The sequence below is a fragment of the Streptomyces hydrogenans genome, from assembly GCF_014656075.1.
GTDB classification, from domain to species: domain Bacteria; phylum Actinomycetota; class Actinomycetes; order Streptomycetales; family Streptomycetaceae; genus Streptomyces; species Streptomyces hydrogenans.
The window spans coordinates 123,022-139,968 of sequence record NZ_BNBS01000003.1 but is presented as its reverse complement, the minus strand read 5'-3'; the positions used below and the strand labels follow the sequence as shown (position 1 = coordinate 139,968).

Below are 16,947 nucleotides of genomic sequence, written 5' to 3'. Positions count from 1 at the left end.
TGATGACCGAACTTCACGCCCGCGGAGCAGGGAACCGGTCGCGGCCCCGCACCGTCCTGCCCGCGCTCTGCGCCACCCAGATCACCAGCTGGGGATCGTCTACTACGCCTTCCCCGTCCTGAACCCGCAGATCACCGCCGACAGCGGCTGGTCCACCGGCGCCACCACGGCCGCGTTCTCACTCGCCCTGGTCGTCGCGGATGCTCCGGGCGGGCCGCAGCGACATCGTGCTGTCCCCGATGCCGCGCCTGCCGCTCTCCCCGGCCCGCACCTCCTACCTGGAGATCCTCGACCGGGAGCTGACCGCGCGCGGCCTCACCCTGCTCATCCACGGCGACCGCGAGGCGAGCGGAGTCTCCGGGGCGCGCCGGTGGGCCGAGCACCGCCCCGCAGCTGTCCTCGTCGCGGCTGACCGCTGCCCCGAGGAGGCTGTGGAACTCCTCCGCAAGGCGGGCGTCGACCACGTACTCCTCGAAGCCCGCCGCCCCGTGCCGTACGCGCCGACCGTCCTCGTGGACAGCGTCTCGGTCGCGGAACTCGCCACCCGGTACCTCCTGGACCGCGGCCACCGACGCCTCGCCTGACTGGTCCCCGGCGGCGACATCGCCGAACTCGCGCGCGACCGCTTCGAGGCCGTGGCGACGGTCGCGGGGAAGGCGGGCGTCCCTGTCCAGCGCGTCGACTGCGCCCTGACGACCGACAGTCTCGCCCCCACCGTGGCCCTCTGGCGCGACCCGCGATCCCGGCCTGACGCCGTCTACGCCTACAACGACGAATTCGGCCTCGTCCTCCTCCAGGCGCTCGCCGACGCCGGCCTGCGCGTCCCCGAGGACATCGCGGTCATCGGCACCGACAACCATCCGCTCGGCGCGGCCCTTCGCCCGGCCCTCACCACGACCTACCTGGACCCCGTCGAAGGCGCGGCGGCGGTCGCCTCGACCATCGAGTGCCTCCTCCGCGGCGAGGAACTCCCGCCGAGTCTCGCCGAGATCGCCCGCCCGCGCATCATCACGCGCTGCTCCGCGTGATCCGAATGCACCGGCGAAGCCCCTGGATGCTCACGCTCCCGTCAGCGCCACCCAGTGGCTCTTCTCAGCGGGTGCCGCCAGGGCCGTCCTGGGGCGATTGAGGGACGCGGCTCGCCTCTCCCTGACCAGCCCGTACGGGAGGTATCGGTCGGCGCTGAGCAGCCCGATCCGCGTGCCCCACGAGTGACCGGCCCGCAGGAGGCGGCGGGGGGCGGTCTCGGACACTGCGGGTCGCGTACGACGGCGAAGCACGGGCGTCAAAACGAGCGCGCGCTGGCACAGCCCCAGGCCGCCTCCGTGATGCGTTTCGGCATTCCTATGGCCGGCGGCGGCTGCGGTGGCAGCGGTGACGAGCCTGGTGGTGCGGTTCCACACCGCCGCGGGGTCTCGGGCCGGCGGCAGGCAGCGAGCCGACTTCCGAGGCGGTCGAGCGTCGACCGGCTGATGACCGAAGGGGCCGTGCCTGAACTGGAACGATGTCGGTGCCTGGCAGGTCGGTGGTGGGTAGGCGCACGTTGCCCGTGTGCGCAGGCGGACCTGCCGCATGCCTGTTGGGTTGTCAGGTAAGTCAGCATCGGGTCAGCAAGAGTCCCCGTGCGTTTTGGGACGGTCGCTCCAACAGGCGCCGCTGCTAAGGGAAAGCCCAGGTGGGAAGCTGTTTAACCCGACCGAAGCGATGTTCCTCACAAACATCGCTCGGCGCGTCCCGGTGTAGGGTCGAGACCGCCCTTGACCTGCACAAAGCAGGCAGGGAGCCGTCTCAGAGGAGTCCCAAGTGCTGCGTACTCTGTTCAAGTCCAAGATCCACCGCGCCACCGTCACCCAGGCGGACCTCCACTACGTCGGGTCCGTCACGGTCGACGCCGATCTGCTGGACGCCGCCGATCTGCTGCCCGGCGAGCTCGTCCACATCGTCGACATCACCAACGGGGCCCGGCTGGAGACCTACGTCATCGAGGGCGAGCGGGGCTCCGGTGTCATCGGGATCAACGGTGCCGCCGCGCATCTGGTGCACCCCGGAGACCTGGTCATCCTCATCAGCTACGCCCAGATGGACGATGCCGAGGCCCGCGCCCATGTGCCGCGCGTCGTGCACGTCGACGGCGCGAACCGCATCGTGGAGCTGGGCGCCGACGCCTCGGCGCCCGTGCCGGGCAGTGACACGGTGCGTCCGCCGCACGCGGTGCCGGCGGTCGTCTGAGCGAGGGAGCGTACGACGTGGCAGAGCAGCGGGCGGTCGAGCCGGTCATCCGTGACGTGCGGGAGAAGGGGCGGCTGGAGGCGTACGTCGACGACGTCTTCGCCGGCGTGATCGTCTACTTCGCCCTCGACGAGGAGCCGCACGCCCTCGTCGCCGTCCACACGGTCGTCGACGCCGACCACGAGGGGCGGGGGATCGCGGGCGCGCTCGTCCGCGAGTTCTACGCGATCGCCGCCCGCGAGGGCGTGCCCGTCGTGCCGCTCTGCCCGTACGCCGCCAAGTGGGCCGCGCGCCATCCCGACGAGGCCCCGCCGGCCGCCGCCGAGGTGGTCCGCGCCGCGAAGCGGCAGCTGGCGGCCACGCCCGGCCTCTGGTGAACCGTCCGCCGTCCGGGCCGCCCCGAGTGGCGCGGGCGGTGCCACCCTGGAAGGTGGAAGGGGGGAAGACCGAGGGGGCCGTCGACCGGGAGGTCCGTCATGACCCATCCGTATCCCGACCCGCTGCCGCCCTCGCCCATCCCGCCGCCCGAACCCTCGCCGGCGCCGGTGCCGCCGCCGAACCCGGTGCCCGTGCCGCCCGACCCCGCGCCGCCCGGCCGTCCGCAGCCCGGAGGGCCCGTACCCGCTCCGGAACCGCAGCCGCAGCCCGGTCCCGCCGGGCGGCACGGCCGCGGACCGTGCGGAGTGCCAACGGACCGGTGACGTAGGGGAGTCCGCCTTCGTGGCGGACTTCCGCATCCGGCTTGTCACACAGCGTGCGACCCCCGTAACTTGGACCGCTGTCGCTGTGTTCAAGGGGGGCCCATGGCCGTACGCGGACGTCACCGCCGCCACCAGCCGAGCCGGATCAACCGCGCCTCGCTCACCGTCACCGCCGGAGGGGCCGGCCTCGCGCTGCCCCTCATCGGCGCGGGAGCCGCCCAGGCGGCCTCGCTCGACGTGTGGGAGAAGGTCGCGAAGTGCGAGTCCTCCTCCAACTGGCGCATCAACACCGGGAACGGCTACTTCGGCGGCCTTCAGTTCAGCCAGTCCACCTGGGTCGCCTACGGCGGCCGTGAGTTCGCGCCCCGCGCCGACCTGGCCTCCAAGGACCAGCAGATCGCGGTCGCCGAGCGGGTCCTCAAGGGCCAGGGGCCCGGCGCCTGGCCCGCCTGCGGCAGCAGCGCCGGACTCGCCCGCGGCGGGCCCGCGCCGGACGCCTCCGGCGGCGGGAACGACGTACGGCCCGCCGCCCTGCCCACGCAGCGCGCCTTACCGCGGGAACCGCAGGCGAAGCCCGGTCCGACGACCGTGCCGACCATCCGCGAGATGTACACCGTCACGCCCGGCGACTCGCTCTCCGAGATCGCCCGCGACGAGCGGGTCCGCGGCGGCTGGCAGCGCCTGTACGAGATCAACCGCAAGGTCGTCGGCGACGACCCCGACCTGATCCTGCCCGGCCAGCGCCTCACCCTCAGGATCGCCGCCCCGCCGAGCGCCCGCCCGGCGACCCCCGCGCCGCCCGCCGCCGAGCCGTCCGCGTCCCCGAAGCCGCCGACCGTCCGGCCTCCCGCCGCGAAGCCCCCGGCGACCCAGGCCCCCGCCACGAAGCCCCCGGCCGTACGGCCCGCCGCCGACCGCACCCCCTCGGCGAAGCCCCCGGTCAAGACGGCGCAGAAGCCTCCGGTCAAGGCCGCGCAGAAGCCCCAGCAGACGGCACCGGCCAAGCCCCAGAGCAAGCCCAAGCCGTCGACCCCGAAGCCGCAGCAGGCGAGCAAGCCCCAGCCCAAGCCGCAGCCGAAGCCCCAGAGCAAGCCGAAGCCCGCCGCGCCCCGCGAGGACCGCTACTCGGCGCCCGTCTCCGCCGAGATCGGCACCCGCTACGGCAAGCCCGGCTCCTCCTGGTCCAGCGGCTACCACACGGGCGTCGACTTCCCCGTGCCCACCGGCACCACCGTGAAGGCCGTCTCCGACGGGAAGATCGTCTCCGCCGGGTGGGGCGGCGCGTACGGCTACCAGATCGTCGTCCGCCACGACGACGGCCGCTACAGCCAGTACGCCCACCTCTCCGCCGTCTCCGTCCGCGAGGGACAGCGGGTCACCGGCGGCCAGCGCATCGGGCGCTCAGGATCGACCGGCAACAGCTCGGGACCCCACCTCCACTTCGAGGTGCGCACGGGTCCCGGGTACGGCTCCGACATCGACCCCCTCGCCTACCTCAGGGCGCGCGGCGTCTCCATCTGATCCCGTCCGTCCACCCGCTCCCGTCCGTCCGCCCGACGCCATCCGCCCGTCTGATCGCACCGAGCCGTCCGTGCCCGCCGCCCCGCCCGACGCCGAGGACCCGTCCGAGCCCGCGCCGCCCGCGCCTGGACCGGCCGCGCCCGGCCCGTTCCCGCCGCCGCGGGCCAGGCGGTCCAGGGTCAGCTCGACGAGGCCGCCCGCCGCGACCGCGCCGCAGACCAGCGCCGCCACCGTGCCGGCCGCCCCGTACCGGAAGCCCTCGCCGAAGAGGGTGAGGCCGACGGTGGCGGCCACCACGGGGTTGACGACGGTGACCGTGGCGAGCGGGGCGGCGAGGCCGGCTCCCCGGTAGGACGCCTGGGAGAGCAGCAGGCCCGTGACGGCCAGGGCCGACAGGACGAGCGCGGAGCCCCACTCGGCGAGCGGCGCGTCCGCCGTCCACTCCTCCGCGACGGCCTTGGTGAAGACCGACGCCACCCCGAAGGCCACGCCCGCCGCGGCGGCCAGCGCCACCCCGCGCAGCGCGGTCCGTCCGGCGAGCCGGGCCAGCACGAACAGCGCCGCCACCGCCGCGAAGGTGGCGCCGGCCAGCAGCCAGCGCTCCCCGGCGTCGGGGGTGCGGCCCTCGCTGCCGTTGGTCACGCTGAGCAGACCGGCGAGCCCGGCGGTCGCCATCAGCGCGCCGTGCCAGGCCCGCCGCCCCGCCGGGCGCCGCACGAACAGCGCGGCCATCGGCAGCGCGAAGACGATGGTGAGCGCGCCCAGCGGCTGCACCACGCTGAGCGGCCCGTAGGCGAGGGCGACCACGTGCAGGGTCGCGCCCAGCCCGTTGAGCAGCACGGCGCCCCACCAGACCGGATTGCGCAGCGGCGCGTAGGTCGGACCGGTGGCGGCCGCGGCGACCCGTTCCTGCACGATGGCCGCGCCCGCGTAGGCGACCGCGGAGACCAGCGAGAGGACGACGGACAGCAGGAGGGGACTCATACCCTCCACGATCGCTCTCCCGGCCGTTCCCGTCGTCAGACCAGGGAAGGCATTCACCGGTACCGCCGACGCAGTACGCGGCCGTTCCGTACACCCGGAGGCGTACGCCACCGCAGGTCAGAGCGGGGGGAAAGGGGGTGAAACGGTCGCGTGAAGCGGTACCGGTACGACCCCGGTACGGTCCCGCCGGCCGGGCGGTGATCCAGAACCCGAGCCAGTCGCCACCCCGGCCGGTCCACTTTGGACCGGAAGATCCCCGTGCGGGGGCGGGATACGGTGAACCCCGCACCGCCGGGCCGTGCCGGCGGGGGAGACCGAGGGGGAACCGGTGGATCCCGAGACGGGTGCCGCGTCCGGCGTCGGCGGCTTCTTCGCCCTGCGGACCGCCCCGCCGCCCGGCGGCGGCGACCACCGTCCCCTGGCCCTGCTGTACCGGGGAGGAGCCGAGGGCGACGCACCCCTCCACGCGCGCGTGGACCGGGTCGCCGCCCGGCTCGGCGCGCCCGAGCGGCGCGTCGGCGCCTCCGTCGCCCACCTCGGACTCGCCGCCCGGCTCTGGTCGACGGCGCTCGGCCCCGCCGCCCTGCACGGTCGCGTCCCCACGCTCGACCCCGCCGAGCTGCACTGGGACCCGGCCCTCTCCGCCCCCGACGACCTGTGGTGGGGCGGCGACGCCGGCCGCCCCGCCACGGTCGCCGCGCTCCGCGAGACCGTCCAGGAGGCGCACCTCGTCCCGCTGCACGCGGCCTTCGCCCGGGACGGGCGGATCTCGCCCCGGCTGCTCTGGGGCAACGCCGGGTCGGCCCTCGCCGGGGCCCTGCGCGAGCTGACCCGCTGGGCCCGGGCCCACGACCGTCCCGACGCCGCCGAGCGGGCCGCCGCCCTCGTCCGGGGCCTCTTCGACCACCCGGACCTCGCGGGCACCGTCCGCGGCCCCGCCCTGCGGCGCACCAGCTGCTGTCTCTACTACCGCTGCCCCTCCGGAGGCCTGTGCGGCGACTGTGTGTTCGACCACGCCCCGGGAACGGGTTTGGAGCGGCGGGCCCCGGCTCCGTAAAGTTGCTTCTTCACGACCCCCGGCGGCAGCGCGCCCGCCCGCGAGCGATCGAGGAACGACGAAGGCCATGACGGTGACTGAAGAAACCCAGGAGTACGGGCCGGGCATCGACCCCGAGCGCCTGGCCGTCTGCCTGAGCGTGCTCGACGAGCTCGACAAGATCGACGTCGACCACCCGGACGCGATCGCCGTCCGCCGTGCCACCGCCGGCATCTACCGCACGGTCAAGCAGCGCCGCCGCCAGGACCGCCGGGCCGCCAAGACCGCCCACGACCGGGCGGTCACCGAGGCCACCGCGACCGGCTCCGCCCAGCGCATCGACGACGAGACCGAGGGCATCCTGCCCTCCTCCGTCACCGAGGCCGGTCGGATCGCGGGCATACTCCAGCGCCCCCGGTCCTGCTACACCTGCAAGACCCGGTACGTCGAGGTCGACTACTTCTACCACCAGCTCTGCCAGGACTGCGCGGCCCTCAACCGCTCCAAGCGGGACGTCCGCGCCGACCTCACCGGCAAGCGCGCCCTGCTCACCGGCGGCCGGGCCAAGATCGGCATGTACATCGCGCTGCGGCTGCTCCGCGACGGCGCGCACACCACGATCACCACCCGCTTCCCCAAGGACGCCATCCGCCGCTTCAAGGCGATGGAGGACTCCGCGGAGTGGATCCACCGCCTGGAGGTCGTCGGCATCGACCTGCGCGACCCGGCGCAGGCCGTGGCCCTCGCCGAGCAGGTCACCGCGGCGGGCCCGCTCGACATCCTGATCAACAACGCGACGCAGACCGTGCGCCGGCTGCCCTCCGCGTACGCGGCCCTGGTCGACGGCGAGACGGCTCCGCTGCCCGCCGGCGAGCTGCCCGCCCACCACGTCATCGGCGCCTTCAACTCCGGTGCCGTCGACGGCCTGGCCGCGCTGCCCGTCGGCACCAGCGGCCTCGACGCCCAGAAGGTCGCCGACCTCGCCCTGGTCGCGGGCAACGCGAGCCTGGAGCAGTACACGGCGGGCACGGCGATCGACGCCGGCGGTCTGCTGCCGGACGTGGTGGACTCCAACACCTGGGTGCAGACCATCGACCAGATCTCCCCGGTGGAGCTCCTGGAGACCCAGCTCTGCAACTACACCTCGCCGTTCATCCTGATCAGCGCGCTGCGCCCGTCGATGGCCGAAGCGGCCGCCAAGGCGGCGAGCGGCCGGGCGTACGTCGTGAACGTCTCCGCCATGGAGGGCGTCTTCTCGCGCGGCTACAAGGGCGCCGGGCACCCGAACACCAACGCCGCGAAGGCCGCCATGAACATGGTGACCCGGACCAGCGCCCAGGAGATGTTCGAGGCCGACAAGATCCTCATGACCTCGGTCGACACCGGCTGGATCACCGACGAGCGTCCGCACTTCGAGAAGCTGCGCCTCGCCGAGGCGGGTTTCCACGCCCCGCTCGACCTGGTCGACGGCGCCGCCCGCGTCTACGACCCGGTGGTCCGCGGCGAGGCCGGCGAGGACCTGTACGGCGTCTTCATGAAGGACTACGCCCCCGGCAAGTGGTAGCCCGCGGGTTCACCCCCGCCGCGCACGCACCGCGAGAGAGCGCCCTTCCCCTCCGGAAGGGCGCTCTTTCGGTCTTCGTCACCCGAACGCGTCACACTTTGGAGCCCGGTAGAGCGCGGGCGCGCTCATTTGGTTACTCTGATGCCCACGGACGGCCACCGGAGCGACACACCGCTCCACGGCCTTCCAGGGGACTGGCCACTCACCTCGGCCGCGGTCCCGCCCCAGAACGGCGCCACCGCGACCGAACCGGCCCCATGCCCCCATCTGACGCGACACAAAGGAGTGCGCGGTGACACCCGAACTGACGAAGCAGGAACCCCGACCGTCGGAACCCTCCGAACGGCAGCGGCGCAACGGCGAGCTGGGCAGCCTCGAAGTCTGGGCCCGCTCGGCCCCGATCCGCCTCGCGGGCTACGAGGACGACCTCGCGGAGCCCCACATCCTGCCGGGCATCGACTGACCGCTGCCCCCACGCGAGGCGTCGCCCGGGCCGCACGACGACGGCCCGTACGACCCCGGTGCCCCCGGCCCTCCCGGCCGGGGGCACCGCCGTGTCCGGTCCGCCGCTCAGAAGCTGAAGCGGCCCGTGATCGGATAGTGGTCCGACTCGCCCGCGTCCGTCGTCACCGCACACGACACGACGGTGCCCGACGGAGGCCCGAACAGGTAGTCGATCTTGATGCTGCGGGTCGCCAGCGGCTTCGTCGACCGGCCGTCACGCGGCCGCGTGCTCGACAGGCCCTCGTCGCACTCCTCGTCCGCCGCGTAGGCGGACGCCAGGACGTCCTTCGGGGTGTCCGGCGAGGCGGAGTCCGGCGGGACGGCGTTGAAGTCGCCGCCGTAGATCGTCCGGTAGCCGGGCATGGTGTACGAGCGGACCATCCGCTGCAGCTCCGCGGCCTGCTCCGCCCGCTTGGTGCCGTCCGCGTCGTCCGTCGGCAGGCCCGCGCTGAAGTGGGCGGTGCAGAACTGCAGGGCCTGCGCCGGCAGGACGGCGCACAGGCCGGCCCGCTGCTCCATGCGCTGCCAGACGCCGTCGACGGTCCTGTTCTGCGGGGACGGCAGGTCGTACGAGTGGTACCACTCGTTGGCGTCCGGCAGGGCGAGCCCGATGCCGTAGGAGCCCCGGTCCTTCCACGCGCCCGACGAACCGGCGTTGTCGCAGGTCCGAGCGGCCTCCAGCGAGGACCCGTCGACGGTGAACTTGATGGGCGCGAAGCGCACGTCCCAGCCGGTGCCCGTCTTCGCCTCCAGGGCGGTCTCGATGCGCTTGGCGTGCGACTCGCACATCTCCTGGAGGAAGACCGCGCGGTACGTCCGCGCCTCCGCGTCGGTGCCCATCCGGCCGGTGATCTGCGCGCCCAGGGACGGGCCCTCCACGCGGTGGTTGCCGCAGGCGGAGTTGTGGTTGGCGCAGACGTTCCACGACATCACCCGGAAGTCGGCGGCCGGAGCGGGGGAGGCGGGGGCGGGGCGGCCTCCGAGGTCGCTCGCGTTCTCCTCGCCGAGGTGGACGAGCTGGAACTTCTGCCAGGAGCCGACGGAGGTGCCGCGGGCGCGCAGCAGCCCCGCGTCCGCGCCGGGGTCCTGGACCTCGGCGGTCACGTACCGGTAGCCGTCGTTCGTGGCGGCCTTCAGCGCGTACGTGCCGTCGGCCTGCTTCTCCAGCTGGAGCTTCTCCCAGTCGCCGGAGGTGGTGCCGCGGGCACGCAGCAGGTTCTGGTAGCCGCCCGTGTAGCCGCGCTCGGTCGTGACGTAGTTGCCGTTCGCCTCCGAACGCAGGGTGGTGGTCACGCCCTTGTCGTCGGTGTGCAGCGTGAACTTCTCCCACGACCCCAGGTCGGCGAGGGACGCTGCGGAGGTGCGCGCCCGCAGCATGGCCTCCCCGCTGCCGGTCTTGGAGATCTCCACCGACACGTAGAGGTTGCCGGCGCCCACGGACCGCAGCGCGTACTTGTCGCTCGCCGTCACGGGCACGGGCCGGCTCTCCACCGCCTGGGCCTGCGCGGGTGTCATGGCCATCACCGCCAACAGCGCGGAAAACAGCACCGCCAGGCGGCGCACTGCCCGTCTCATCCTGGTACCTCGCACGTGTCGTCAGGAGCCCGGAAGGCCAAACGGCACACGGTAGGTACCCCCCATCCCGCCGACAAGGAGGGCCCGGGCAGTCCGTCAGCTCGCCGGTCGCTTCCGGGGCGAAGGCCGTCCGGGCTCAGGAGGCGGGCGAGGAAGCGGGCGGGGTGCGCAGCCGTGTCGGTGGGGTCAGGTCCCGGAGGTAGGTCCGGTGCCAGCAGTCGTGGGTGTCCCGGAGCTCGCGCCACGTCGTGAAGCGGTACCGGTACAGACGGCAGCGGACGTACGTCGGAGGGGCGTCCGGGAACGGGTTGTGCCGGAGCAGCCTCAGCAGGTCCCGGTCGTTCGCCAGCAGCCGCCGCACGAAGCCGTCGAACCACGGCGCGCCGTACGACGGCGAGAGGGCCACGAACCAGAGCAGCCAGTCGAGCCGCAAGTGCCACGGCGCGTACTGCCGGGGCCATCGGTGCGGATCGTCCGGCTTCCCCTTGAAGCCGTAGGCGAGCCAGGCCGTGTCCGGGCCGGGCGTCTCGTCGCGGGTGCCCTCCACCACGATCTCGTCGCGGACGCGGCCGACCGTGCCGAAGGCGCCGTACGTGTTGACCAGGTGGAAGGGGTCGTAGGAGCGGTTCATGGCCTGGTTGCGGGAGAGCAGGTTGCGGACCGGGCGGTGGCTGCGGACCAGGACGAGGGCGGTGACCGCGAGGACCGGGACCACGTACCAGAGCGGGGGGTCGGGGCGGGGGTGGTCGCCGGTGAGGGCGGAGAGGTCGAGGGCCGAGGCGGCCAGGACGATCGTGAGCCAGTTCAGCCACGCGAAGTTGCCGGACAGGACCAGCCACAGCTGGGTGGCGATCATCAGTCCGGCCGCGACCGAGGCCACCGGCTGCGGGGTGAACAGGAGGAAGGGCACGCCGAGCTGGACCACGTGGTTGGCGGCCGCCTCGACGCGGTGCAGGGGGCGCGGGAGCCGGTGGAAGAACCAGCTCAGCGGGCCGGGCATCGGCTGGGTCTCGTGGTGGTGGTAGAGGCAGGTGAGCTTCCGCCAGCAGGCGTCCCCGCGGATCTTGATGAGGCCGGCGCCGAACTCGACGCGGAACAGCAGCCAGCGCAGCAGGAGGAGGACCAGGAGGGGCGGGGCGACGTCGTCGTTGCCGAGGAAGACCGCGAGGAAACCGGTCTCCAGGAGCAGCGACTCCCAGCCGAAGGCGTACCAGGTCTGCCCGACGTTCACGATCGACAGGTAGAGGCCCCACAGCACCAGCCACGCCGCCATGGCGACCGGAAGCGGCACCGCGTCCCCCGCGCCGGCCGCGAGCGCCGCCGCGAGGGCGGCGCCCGACCAGGCGACCGTCGCGAAGAGCCGGTCCGAGTAGCGCCAGTGGAAGAGCGAGGGGGAGCGGCGCGGGGTGGTGCGCCGCAGGAACGCCGGTACGGGGAGCATGCCGCGCTCGCCGATCAGCGCCCGGAACTGGAGGGCGGCCGACAGGAAGGCCACGCAGTACAGCACCGCCAGGCCGCGCTGGAAGACGGTCCGGCCCATCCACAGCTCGGGCGCGGTGAACCACTCCATCGCCTCCAGTATCGGCCCGGGTTCAGCCCTCGGCGACGAGGCGGGTCAGGACGCGGCCGAGCGCGCGGGCGTAGGCGAGCTGTAGGCGGGGGACGACCGGCCCGGCGAGCCGGGTGTACCAGGCGGCGGGGCGGCTGAAGGCGGTCACCGTGAAGCGGACCGTGCCGTCGGGCTCCAGCTCCACGAGGAAGGACTCCTCGCCGGACTCCGGGTGCCCGGTGAGGGTGCCGTACGCGAAGCCGCCCCGGTGCTCCTCCTCGGGGACCCAGATCACCCGGCAGGGCACGCCGTAGGCGAGCGGGCCGACGCCGAGCCCGACCTCCAGGGTGACGCCCGGGGCCGCGCGCCCGGCCGTGGAGCGGACGCGGGCGCCGGTGGCGCGGTGCATCCGCCAGGTGGTGACGGCCTCGGCGGCGGTCCGGAAGTCGGCGGGACCGTGGCCGACGGGCGTGCTGTGGCGCAGGTGGTGGTAGCCGGCGGGGAGGACGTCGGGGGTGCGGGTTGCGCCGGTCTCGCGGTAGGTGAGGGTACGGCGCGGGGCGAGGTCGCCGAGGATGCGGGTCATGCCGGGAGCTCCGTTCGCGGGAGGGGGGCGGGGTGAGGGGCGGGCGCGGCGGCCGCGGTGCGCTTCGTGCGGAGCCGGCGGTGGGCGAGCAGGGCGCAGACGGCGAAGCCGAGCGCGTTGCCGAGGCCGTGGGTCGCGGCCATCCAGGTCAGCGTGGGGTGCGGGAGGCCGGTCGCCTCTCCCGCCGCCCACCAGAGCGCGAGCGCCATGGTGACGGCCAGGACCAGCGCCGAGACGCCGAGCAGGGCCCGGGTCGCCGGGTCGGCGGCGAGGCCGCGCCGCTCGCGCAGGGTCAGCACCGAGACGGCCGCCATCCCGGCGGTCAGGACGACCGCGCCCGCCAGCTCGGCCCAGTCGTCGACGAAGTAGCCGGCCAGCACCAGCAGGGTTCCGGCGGGCACGCTGAGCGCGGCGGTCCTGGCCAGCGGCCCCTCGGCCGGGGCCCGGCAGAGCAGCCCGGCGACCAGGGCGGCGGCGAAGCCCGCGAAGTGGAAGTGCGGCACGGTCAGCGCGAGCAGGTCGAGCTCGAAGCCGAAGAGCGGGTACGAGGCCCGCTCGGCGACCAGCGCGAGCCCCGCGACGGACGGCGAGACGAGGGCCGTGAGGACGGCGATCTCGCCGGGCCGCAGCGAGCGGGTGAGGGTGAGCCGGGCCGGGGCCTGGAGGGCGAGCGCCAGGGTGGCGAGCGCGTAGCAGGCCGCGAGCGCGGTCGCCGTGCCGGAGCGGGGGAGCCAGAGCGAGACCGCCCCGGGCAGCGCCAGCAGCGGCCAGGCCCGCCGCAGCCGGTCCCAGCCCGGCGGCCGGGGCCCCTCGACGAGACCGAGCCCGGTCGGCACGACCCAGAGCATCCCGACCGTCACGACCGGGACCACGAAGGCCGACAGCGTGGTCATGGCATCCAACCCCCCGACTTGAACGCGTTCAACGGTGACGGGTTCGAGCGTAGGGCCTCCGTTGAACGCGTTCAAGTCCTGGGGCGGTGACGCCTGTCGGTCGAGGGGGTGGCCCGAGGTCGGGTGGAGACGACTCCGCCGGGCCGGGCGGACGCGGCGACCGCGTGTGAGCCGTGGTGTCGCCCCCCGGCCCGAGCCGAGACGGAGGCCCCGCCTCGGACCGAGACGGGGTCCGGGGAGGGGGAGGTCGAGATCGCGTTCCCCGCCCGGTCGGACGCGCTCCGCTTGCGGCCCGTCACCGGCTGCGACAGAACAGGAGGAACCCATCCGTGACGACCGGGAGAAGCAACGTGCGCCCCACGCAGCGCCGGACGCGGAGCAACCCCGCCGCCGTCCGCCCCGTCCCCGGAGCCGCCCGCAGCCAGGGCCGCGCCGTCCTCGCCGCGACCCTCGGCGCCGCCCTGCTCCTCGCCGGGTGCTCCTCCGGCGAATCCGGCGGCGCGGGCGGCCGGGCCGCCCTCGGAGCCGCCCACGAGGTGCACCTCCAGCCGGTCGCCGCCCAGGGCCCCGACCCCTTCACCGCCTCCACCGCCCGCGGCGCCGGACTGCGCGCCCTCCAGGACGCCGACCCCGGGGCCGAGCCCGTCAGCGCCCCCGGCATCCGCGAGGTCACCGGCTCCACCCCGGGCCTCTACGGCGGCACCCGCGCCGAGGGCAGCTGCGACGTCGAGCAGCAGGTCGCCTACCTCGCCGCCGAACCCGCCAAGCTCCGCGCCTTCGCCGAGGCCGCCGGCATCCCCGAGGGCGGCGTCGCCGACTGGCTGCGCGAGCTCACGCCCGTCGTGCTCCGCGCCGACACCCGCGTCACCAACCACGGCTTCCGGGACGGCCGGGCCTCCGCCTTCCAGTCCGTCCTCCAGGCCGGCACCGCCGTCCTCGTCGACCCCTACGGGGCGCCCCGCGTGCGCTGCGCCTGCGGCAACCCGCTGCGCACGCCCGTCAGCGTCTCCGGGGCCGTCCACCACGGCGACCCCTGGACCGGCTTCGACCCCGACCGGGTCATCATCGTGAAGCCCACCACCGCCGTCGTCACCAGCCTGGTCATCGTGAACGTCTCCGACGACAGCTGGATCGAGCGCAAGGCGGGCAGCGACGGCGACGAGGACCGCAAGCCCGACACCGTCCCCGACTGCGACCCCGACACCTGCGCCCTGAGCGACCCCGTCACCCCGGACACCGGCACCGAGGACCCCGACGACCCCGGCACCCCGCGGCCCCCGACGGAGCGCCCCGCCGGCCCGCGGACCCCCGACGCCCCGGTGGAGCCGAAGACCCCCGCGGCGCCCGACACCCCCGCCGTCCCGGACACCCCGACGACCCCGGACGCGCCCGACACCCCGACCGCCCCGGACACCCCCACCACCCCGGACACCCCGACCGCTCCGGACGCGCCCTCGGAGCCGTACCCCGACCCGGACGCCCCCGTCGACCCGTACGCCGAACCGCCGGCGGATCCGTACACCGACCCGTACGCCGACCCCCGCGCGGACCCGGACGGCGGCTATCCGCTCCCCGAGGACCTGCTCCCCGTCGAACCCGGGCCCACCCAGCCCGACACGTTCGCCGGCTGAAAGATCTTCGTGGTGCGCGAGGACCCCGCCGGCCCTAGCGTGGCCCCATGAGCGCGGGCAGCGGGGGAGCGGACACGGCGGGCCGGCCGGACACGGCACGGGTCGGGAGCGGCGCGGCCGCGCCGATCCTCAGCGCGTTCGGCGCCGCCTTCCGCATGGGCGGCTTCGACTGGGACCTCGCCACCGGCGTCATGGTGATGGACGAGGCCGCCCTCGACGTCTTCGACTTCGAGCCCGACGAGTACGACGGGAACCCCGAGACGCTCGGCAGCCGCGTCCTGCCCGACGAGGGCCGCCAGCTGGACACCCTCGTCGCCCAGGCCCTCAAGGACGGCAGCGACCAGTACGGGGCGTACTTCCGCATCCGCCGCCGCGACGGCTCCCAGCAGTGGACCCACACCCAGGGCCTCGTCTACCGGGATCCGGACGGCCGCCCCGTCCGGATCGTCGGCGTCATCCGCGACGCCACCCACGAACTCACCGAGTCCGCCGCCCGCCTCGGCCTCGACGAGGGCCGCAGACAGCGCGCCGGGGTCGTCGAGGGCACCACCGCGGCCCTCGCCTACGCCCGCACCGTCCAGGACGTCATCGACCTCCTCAACGACTCGCACGCCCTGGAGCACTTCGGCGCCGCCAGCCTCGTCATGGGCCTGCTGGAGGCCGGCCGCATCCACCTCGTCGCCGAGGGACCCGACGGCGCCTTCGTCCCGGGCACCCGCTTCACCCGGGTGGACGAGCCGTACCCGATGAGCGAGGTGATCCGCACCCTGCGGCCCCGCTTCATCGACACCGCCGAGGACTTCGCCGCCTCCTTCCCCGTCCTGTGGCCGCACATCAGCGGCCTCGGCATCACCGCCGCCGCCTACCTCCCGCTCATCGCCCAGGCCCGCCCCATCGGCGCCCTCGGCCTGCTCTACAGCGACCGCACCGGCTTCAGCGAGGACGAGCGGACGCTCCTCGTCGCGCTCAGCAGCAGCATCGCCCAGAGCCTCCAGCGGGCCATGCTGTACGAGCAGGAGCACGACCTCGCCGAAGGGCTCCAGCAGGCGATGCTGCCCCGCCGGATCCCCGACGTGCCGGGCACCCAGATAGCCGTCCGCTACCGCTCCGCCCGCCTCGGCCGGGACATCGGCGGAGACTGGTACGACGTGATCCCGCTCCCCGGCGGCCGGGTCGGCGCCGTCATCGGCGACGTCCAGGGCCACGACACCCACGCCGCCGCCGTCATGGGCCAGCTGCGGATCGTGCTGCGCGCCTACGCCGCCGAGGGCCACACCCCCGCCACCGTCATGGCCCGGGCCTCCGTCTTCCTCCACGAACTCGACACCGAACGCTTCGCCACCTGCACCTACGCCGAGGCCGACCCCGCCACCGGCGTGATCCAGGTCGTCCGCGCCGGGCACGTCGACCCGCTCGTCCGGGAGGCCGACGGCAGCTGCCGCCGGGTCGCCGTCGAGGGCGGGCTCCCGCTCGGCCTCTCCGCCGAGTTCGGCCGGCTCGACTACCCCGTCACCACCCTGGAGCTCGACTCCGGCCAGACCCTGATGCTCTACACCGACGGGCTCGTCGAGAAGCCCGGCGCCGACCTCGACGAGGGCCTGGAGTGGCTCTCCTCCCTCGTCCGGCGCGGCCCCTCCGACCTCCAGCGGCTCGCCGACCTGCTCTGCGACGTCGTCGCCGACCGGGGCGGCGAGGACGACGTCGCCATCCTGCTGCTGCGCCGCCTCGGCGCGTACGCCCCCACCGGCGGCCGCTTCCGCCAGCACGTCGCCCAGAGCGACCCCGAGGCCCTCAGCGCCGCCCGCCACATGATCCGGGCCGCCGTCCGCGCCTGGGGCGCCGCCTCCCGCGCCGACGAGATCGAGCTCGTCGCCGACGAGCTGATGACCAACGCGCTGATGCACACCGACGGCGGCGCCATCGTCACCCTGAGGGTCCTGCCGGGCCCCGAGCGGCGGCTCAGGGTCGAGGTCGAGGACCGCTCCAGCGCCCTGCCCCGCCGCCGCGAGGCGGGCGAGGCCGGCGTCTCCGGCCGAGGCCTCCTCCTCGTCGAACAGCTCTCCGACACCTGGGGCGTCGAGTCCCGGGGCGGCGGCAAGTGCGTGTGGTGCGAGTTCGCGGTCACGGACTGAACCGCCACCGGCACCGACCCACCGGACCCCACCGCACCGGTC

The 16,947-nt window shown here is 74.5% G+C and carries 15 protein-coding genes and 1 pseudogene; 11 read left to right on the top strand and 5 right to left on the bottom strand.

Annotation, left to right across the window (positions count from 1 at the left end; translation table 11 throughout):
* Positions 1 to 2: 2 nt before the first annotated feature.
* The 6 genes and pseudogenes from IE321_RS41755 to IE321_RS02895 form a co-directional block, all read left to right on the top strand.
* A pseudogene (locus IE321_RS41755) lies at positions 3 to 211 on the top strand (MFS transporter); the annotation flags it as partial.
* Entirely contained in the window at positions 201 to 584 is a 384-nt protein-coding gene (locus tag IE321_RS02915; protein ID WP_190221601.1) for a LacI family DNA-binding transcriptional regulator, read from the top strand. The pseudogene IE321_RS41755 and the gene IE321_RS02915, both read left to right, overlap by 11 nt.
* Positions 585 to 1,028, top strand: coding sequence for a substrate-binding domain-containing protein (locus IE321_RS02910; protein WP_308076787.1), 444 nt, complete (start codon positions 585 to 587; stop codon positions 1,026 to 1,028).
* Positions 1,029 to 1,803: 775 nt separating this feature from the next.
* Positions 1,804 to 2,229 carry an aspartate 1-decarboxylase gene (gene panD, locus IE321_RS02905; protein WP_043225475.1) on the top strand — a complete coding sequence of 142 codons (426 nt, stop codon included), beginning with the start codon at positions 1,804 to 1,806 and terminating at the stop codon, positions 2,227 to 2,229.
* Positions 2,230 to 2,246: 17 nt separating this feature from the next.
* Complete coding sequence (locus IE321_RS02900) at positions 2,247 to 2,606, top strand: GNAT family N-acetyltransferase (protein WP_043225473.1); 360 nt, start codon at positions 2,247 to 2,249, stop codon at positions 2,604 to 2,606.
* 426 nt (positions 2,607 to 3,032) lie between these two features.
* The gene (locus IE321_RS02895) at positions 3,033 to 4,451 is read left to right on the top strand and encodes a transglycosylase family protein (protein ID WP_190221599.1); all 1,419 of its coding nucleotides are present in this window, start codon (positions 3,033 to 3,035) and stop codon (positions 4,449 to 4,451) included.
* On the opposite strand, the gene IE321_RS02890 is transcribed toward IE321_RS02895, so the two are convergent.
* Positions 4,332 to 5,435, bottom strand: coding sequence for a DMT family transporter (locus IE321_RS02890; RefSeq protein WP_373316599.1), 1,104 nt, complete (start codon positions 5,433 to 5,435; stop codon positions 4,332 to 4,334). The two genes, IE321_RS02895 and IE321_RS02890, sit on opposite strands and share 120 nt — an antisense overlap.
* Before the next feature lie 328 nt (positions 5,436 to 5,763).
* Here IE321_RS02890 and IE321_RS02885 point away from each other — a divergent pair, with 328 nt between their 5' ends.
* From IE321_RS02885 to IE321_RS02875, 3 genes are all read left to right on the top strand, one after another.
* Positions 5,764 to 6,492 (top strand): IucA/IucC family C-terminal-domain containing protein, encoded by a 729-nt coding sequence (locus IE321_RS02885; RefSeq protein WP_190221597.1) that lies wholly within the window; start codon positions 5,764 to 5,766, stop codon positions 6,490 to 6,492.
* A 67-nt stretch (positions 6,493 to 6,559) separates the two neighbouring features.
* Entirely contained in the window at positions 6,560 to 8,035 is a 1,476-nt protein-coding gene (locus IE321_RS02880; protein WP_043225470.1) for an SDR family NAD(P)-dependent oxidoreductase, read from the top strand.
* Between the two features lie 292 nt (positions 8,036 to 8,327).
* Positions 8,328 to 8,498: a hypothetical protein gene (locus IE321_RS02875; protein ID WP_169091519.1), complete on the top strand. Its 171-nt coding sequence runs from the start codon at positions 8,328 to 8,330 to the stop codon at positions 8,496 to 8,498.
* Between the two features lie 107 nt (positions 8,499 to 8,605).
* Here the strand turns inward: IE321_RS02875 and IE321_RS02870 are convergent, their stop codons facing one another.
* From IE321_RS02870 to IE321_RS02855, 4 genes are all read right to left on the bottom strand, one after another.
* Positions 8,606 to 10,114: an endonuclease/exonuclease/phosphatase family protein gene (locus tag IE321_RS02870; RefSeq protein ID WP_190221596.1), complete on the bottom strand. Its 1,509-nt coding sequence runs from the start codon at positions 10,112 to 10,114 to the stop codon at positions 8,606 to 8,608.
* A 136-nt stretch (positions 10,115 to 10,250) separates the two neighbouring features.
* Positions 10,251 to 11,684 (bottom strand): lipase maturation factor family protein, encoded by a 1,434-nt coding sequence (locus IE321_RS02865; RefSeq protein WP_190221595.1) that lies wholly within the window; start codon positions 11,682 to 11,684, stop codon positions 10,251 to 10,253.
* A gap of 22 nt (positions 11,685 to 11,706) precedes the next feature.
* The gene (locus tag IE321_RS02860; RefSeq protein ID WP_190221594.1) at positions 11,707 to 12,249 is read right to left on the bottom strand and encodes a DUF1990 domain-containing protein; all 543 of its coding nucleotides are present in this window, start codon (positions 12,247 to 12,249) and stop codon (positions 11,707 to 11,709) included.
* Positions 12,246 to 13,142, bottom strand: coding sequence for a YndJ family protein (locus IE321_RS02855; RefSeq protein ID WP_190221593.1), 897 nt, complete (start codon positions 13,140 to 13,142; stop codon positions 12,246 to 12,248). Before IE321_RS02855 ends, IE321_RS02860 begins: the two co-directional genes overlap by 4 nt.
* Positions 13,143 to 13,471: 329 nt before the next feature.
* Between IE321_RS02855 and IE321_RS02850 the strand changes: the two genes are divergently transcribed.
* Both IE321_RS02850 and IE321_RS02845 read left to right on the top strand, forming a co-directional pair.
* Positions 13,472 to 14,773 carry a DUF6777 domain-containing protein gene (locus IE321_RS02850; RefSeq protein WP_229916288.1) on the top strand — a complete coding sequence of 434 codons (1,302 nt, stop codon included), beginning with the start codon at positions 13,472 to 13,474 and terminating at the stop codon, positions 14,771 to 14,773.
* Between the two features lie 47 nt (positions 14,774 to 14,820).
* On the top strand, positions 14,821 to 16,905 hold the full coding sequence (locus tag IE321_RS02845; RefSeq protein WP_190221592.1) for a SpoIIE family protein phosphatase: 2,085 nt from the start codon (positions 14,821 to 14,823) through the stop codon (positions 16,903 to 16,905).
* The last annotated feature ends 42 nt before the right edge of the window (positions 16,906 to 16,947 follow it).

What these genes read in the sequence shown, in the direction of transcription:
- IE321_RS02915 (WP_190221601.1), top strand. Translation starts at nt 201, where the DNA reads ATGCTCCGGGCGGGCCGCAGCGACATCGTGCTGTCCCCGATGCCGCGC.
- IE321_RS02895 (WP_190221599.1), top strand. Translation starts at nt 3,033, where the DNA reads ATGGCCGTACGCGGACGTCACCGCCGCCACCAGCCGAGCCGGATCAAC.
- IE321_RS02890 (WP_373316599.1), bottom strand. Translation starts at nt 5,435, where the DNA reads ATGAGTCCCCTCCTGCTGTCCGTCGTCCTCTCGCTGGTCTCCGCGGTC.
- IE321_RS02880 (WP_043225470.1), top strand. Translation starts at nt 6,560, where the DNA reads ATGACGGTGACTGAAGAAACCCAGGAGTACGGGCCGGGCATCGACCCC.
- IE321_RS02870 (WP_190221596.1), bottom strand. Translation starts at nt 10,114, where the DNA reads ATGAGACGGGCAGTGCGCCGCCTGGCGGTGCTGTTTTCCGCGCTGTTG.
- IE321_RS02865 (WP_190221595.1), bottom strand. Translation starts at nt 11,684, where the DNA reads ATGGAGTGGTTCACCGCGCCCGAGCTGTGGATGGGCCGGACCGTCTTC.
- IE321_RS02860 (WP_190221594.1), bottom strand. Translation starts at nt 12,249, where the DNA reads ATGACCCGCATCCTCGGCGACCTCGCCCCGCGCCGTACCCTCACCTAC.
- IE321_RS02855 (WP_190221593.1), bottom strand. Translation starts at nt 13,142, where the DNA reads ATGACCACGCTGTCGGCCTTCGTGGTCCCGGTCGTGACGGTCGGGATG.
- IE321_RS02845 (WP_190221592.1), top strand. Translation starts at nt 14,821, where the DNA reads ATGAGCGCGGGCAGCGGGGGAGCGGACACGGCGGGCCGGCCGGACACG.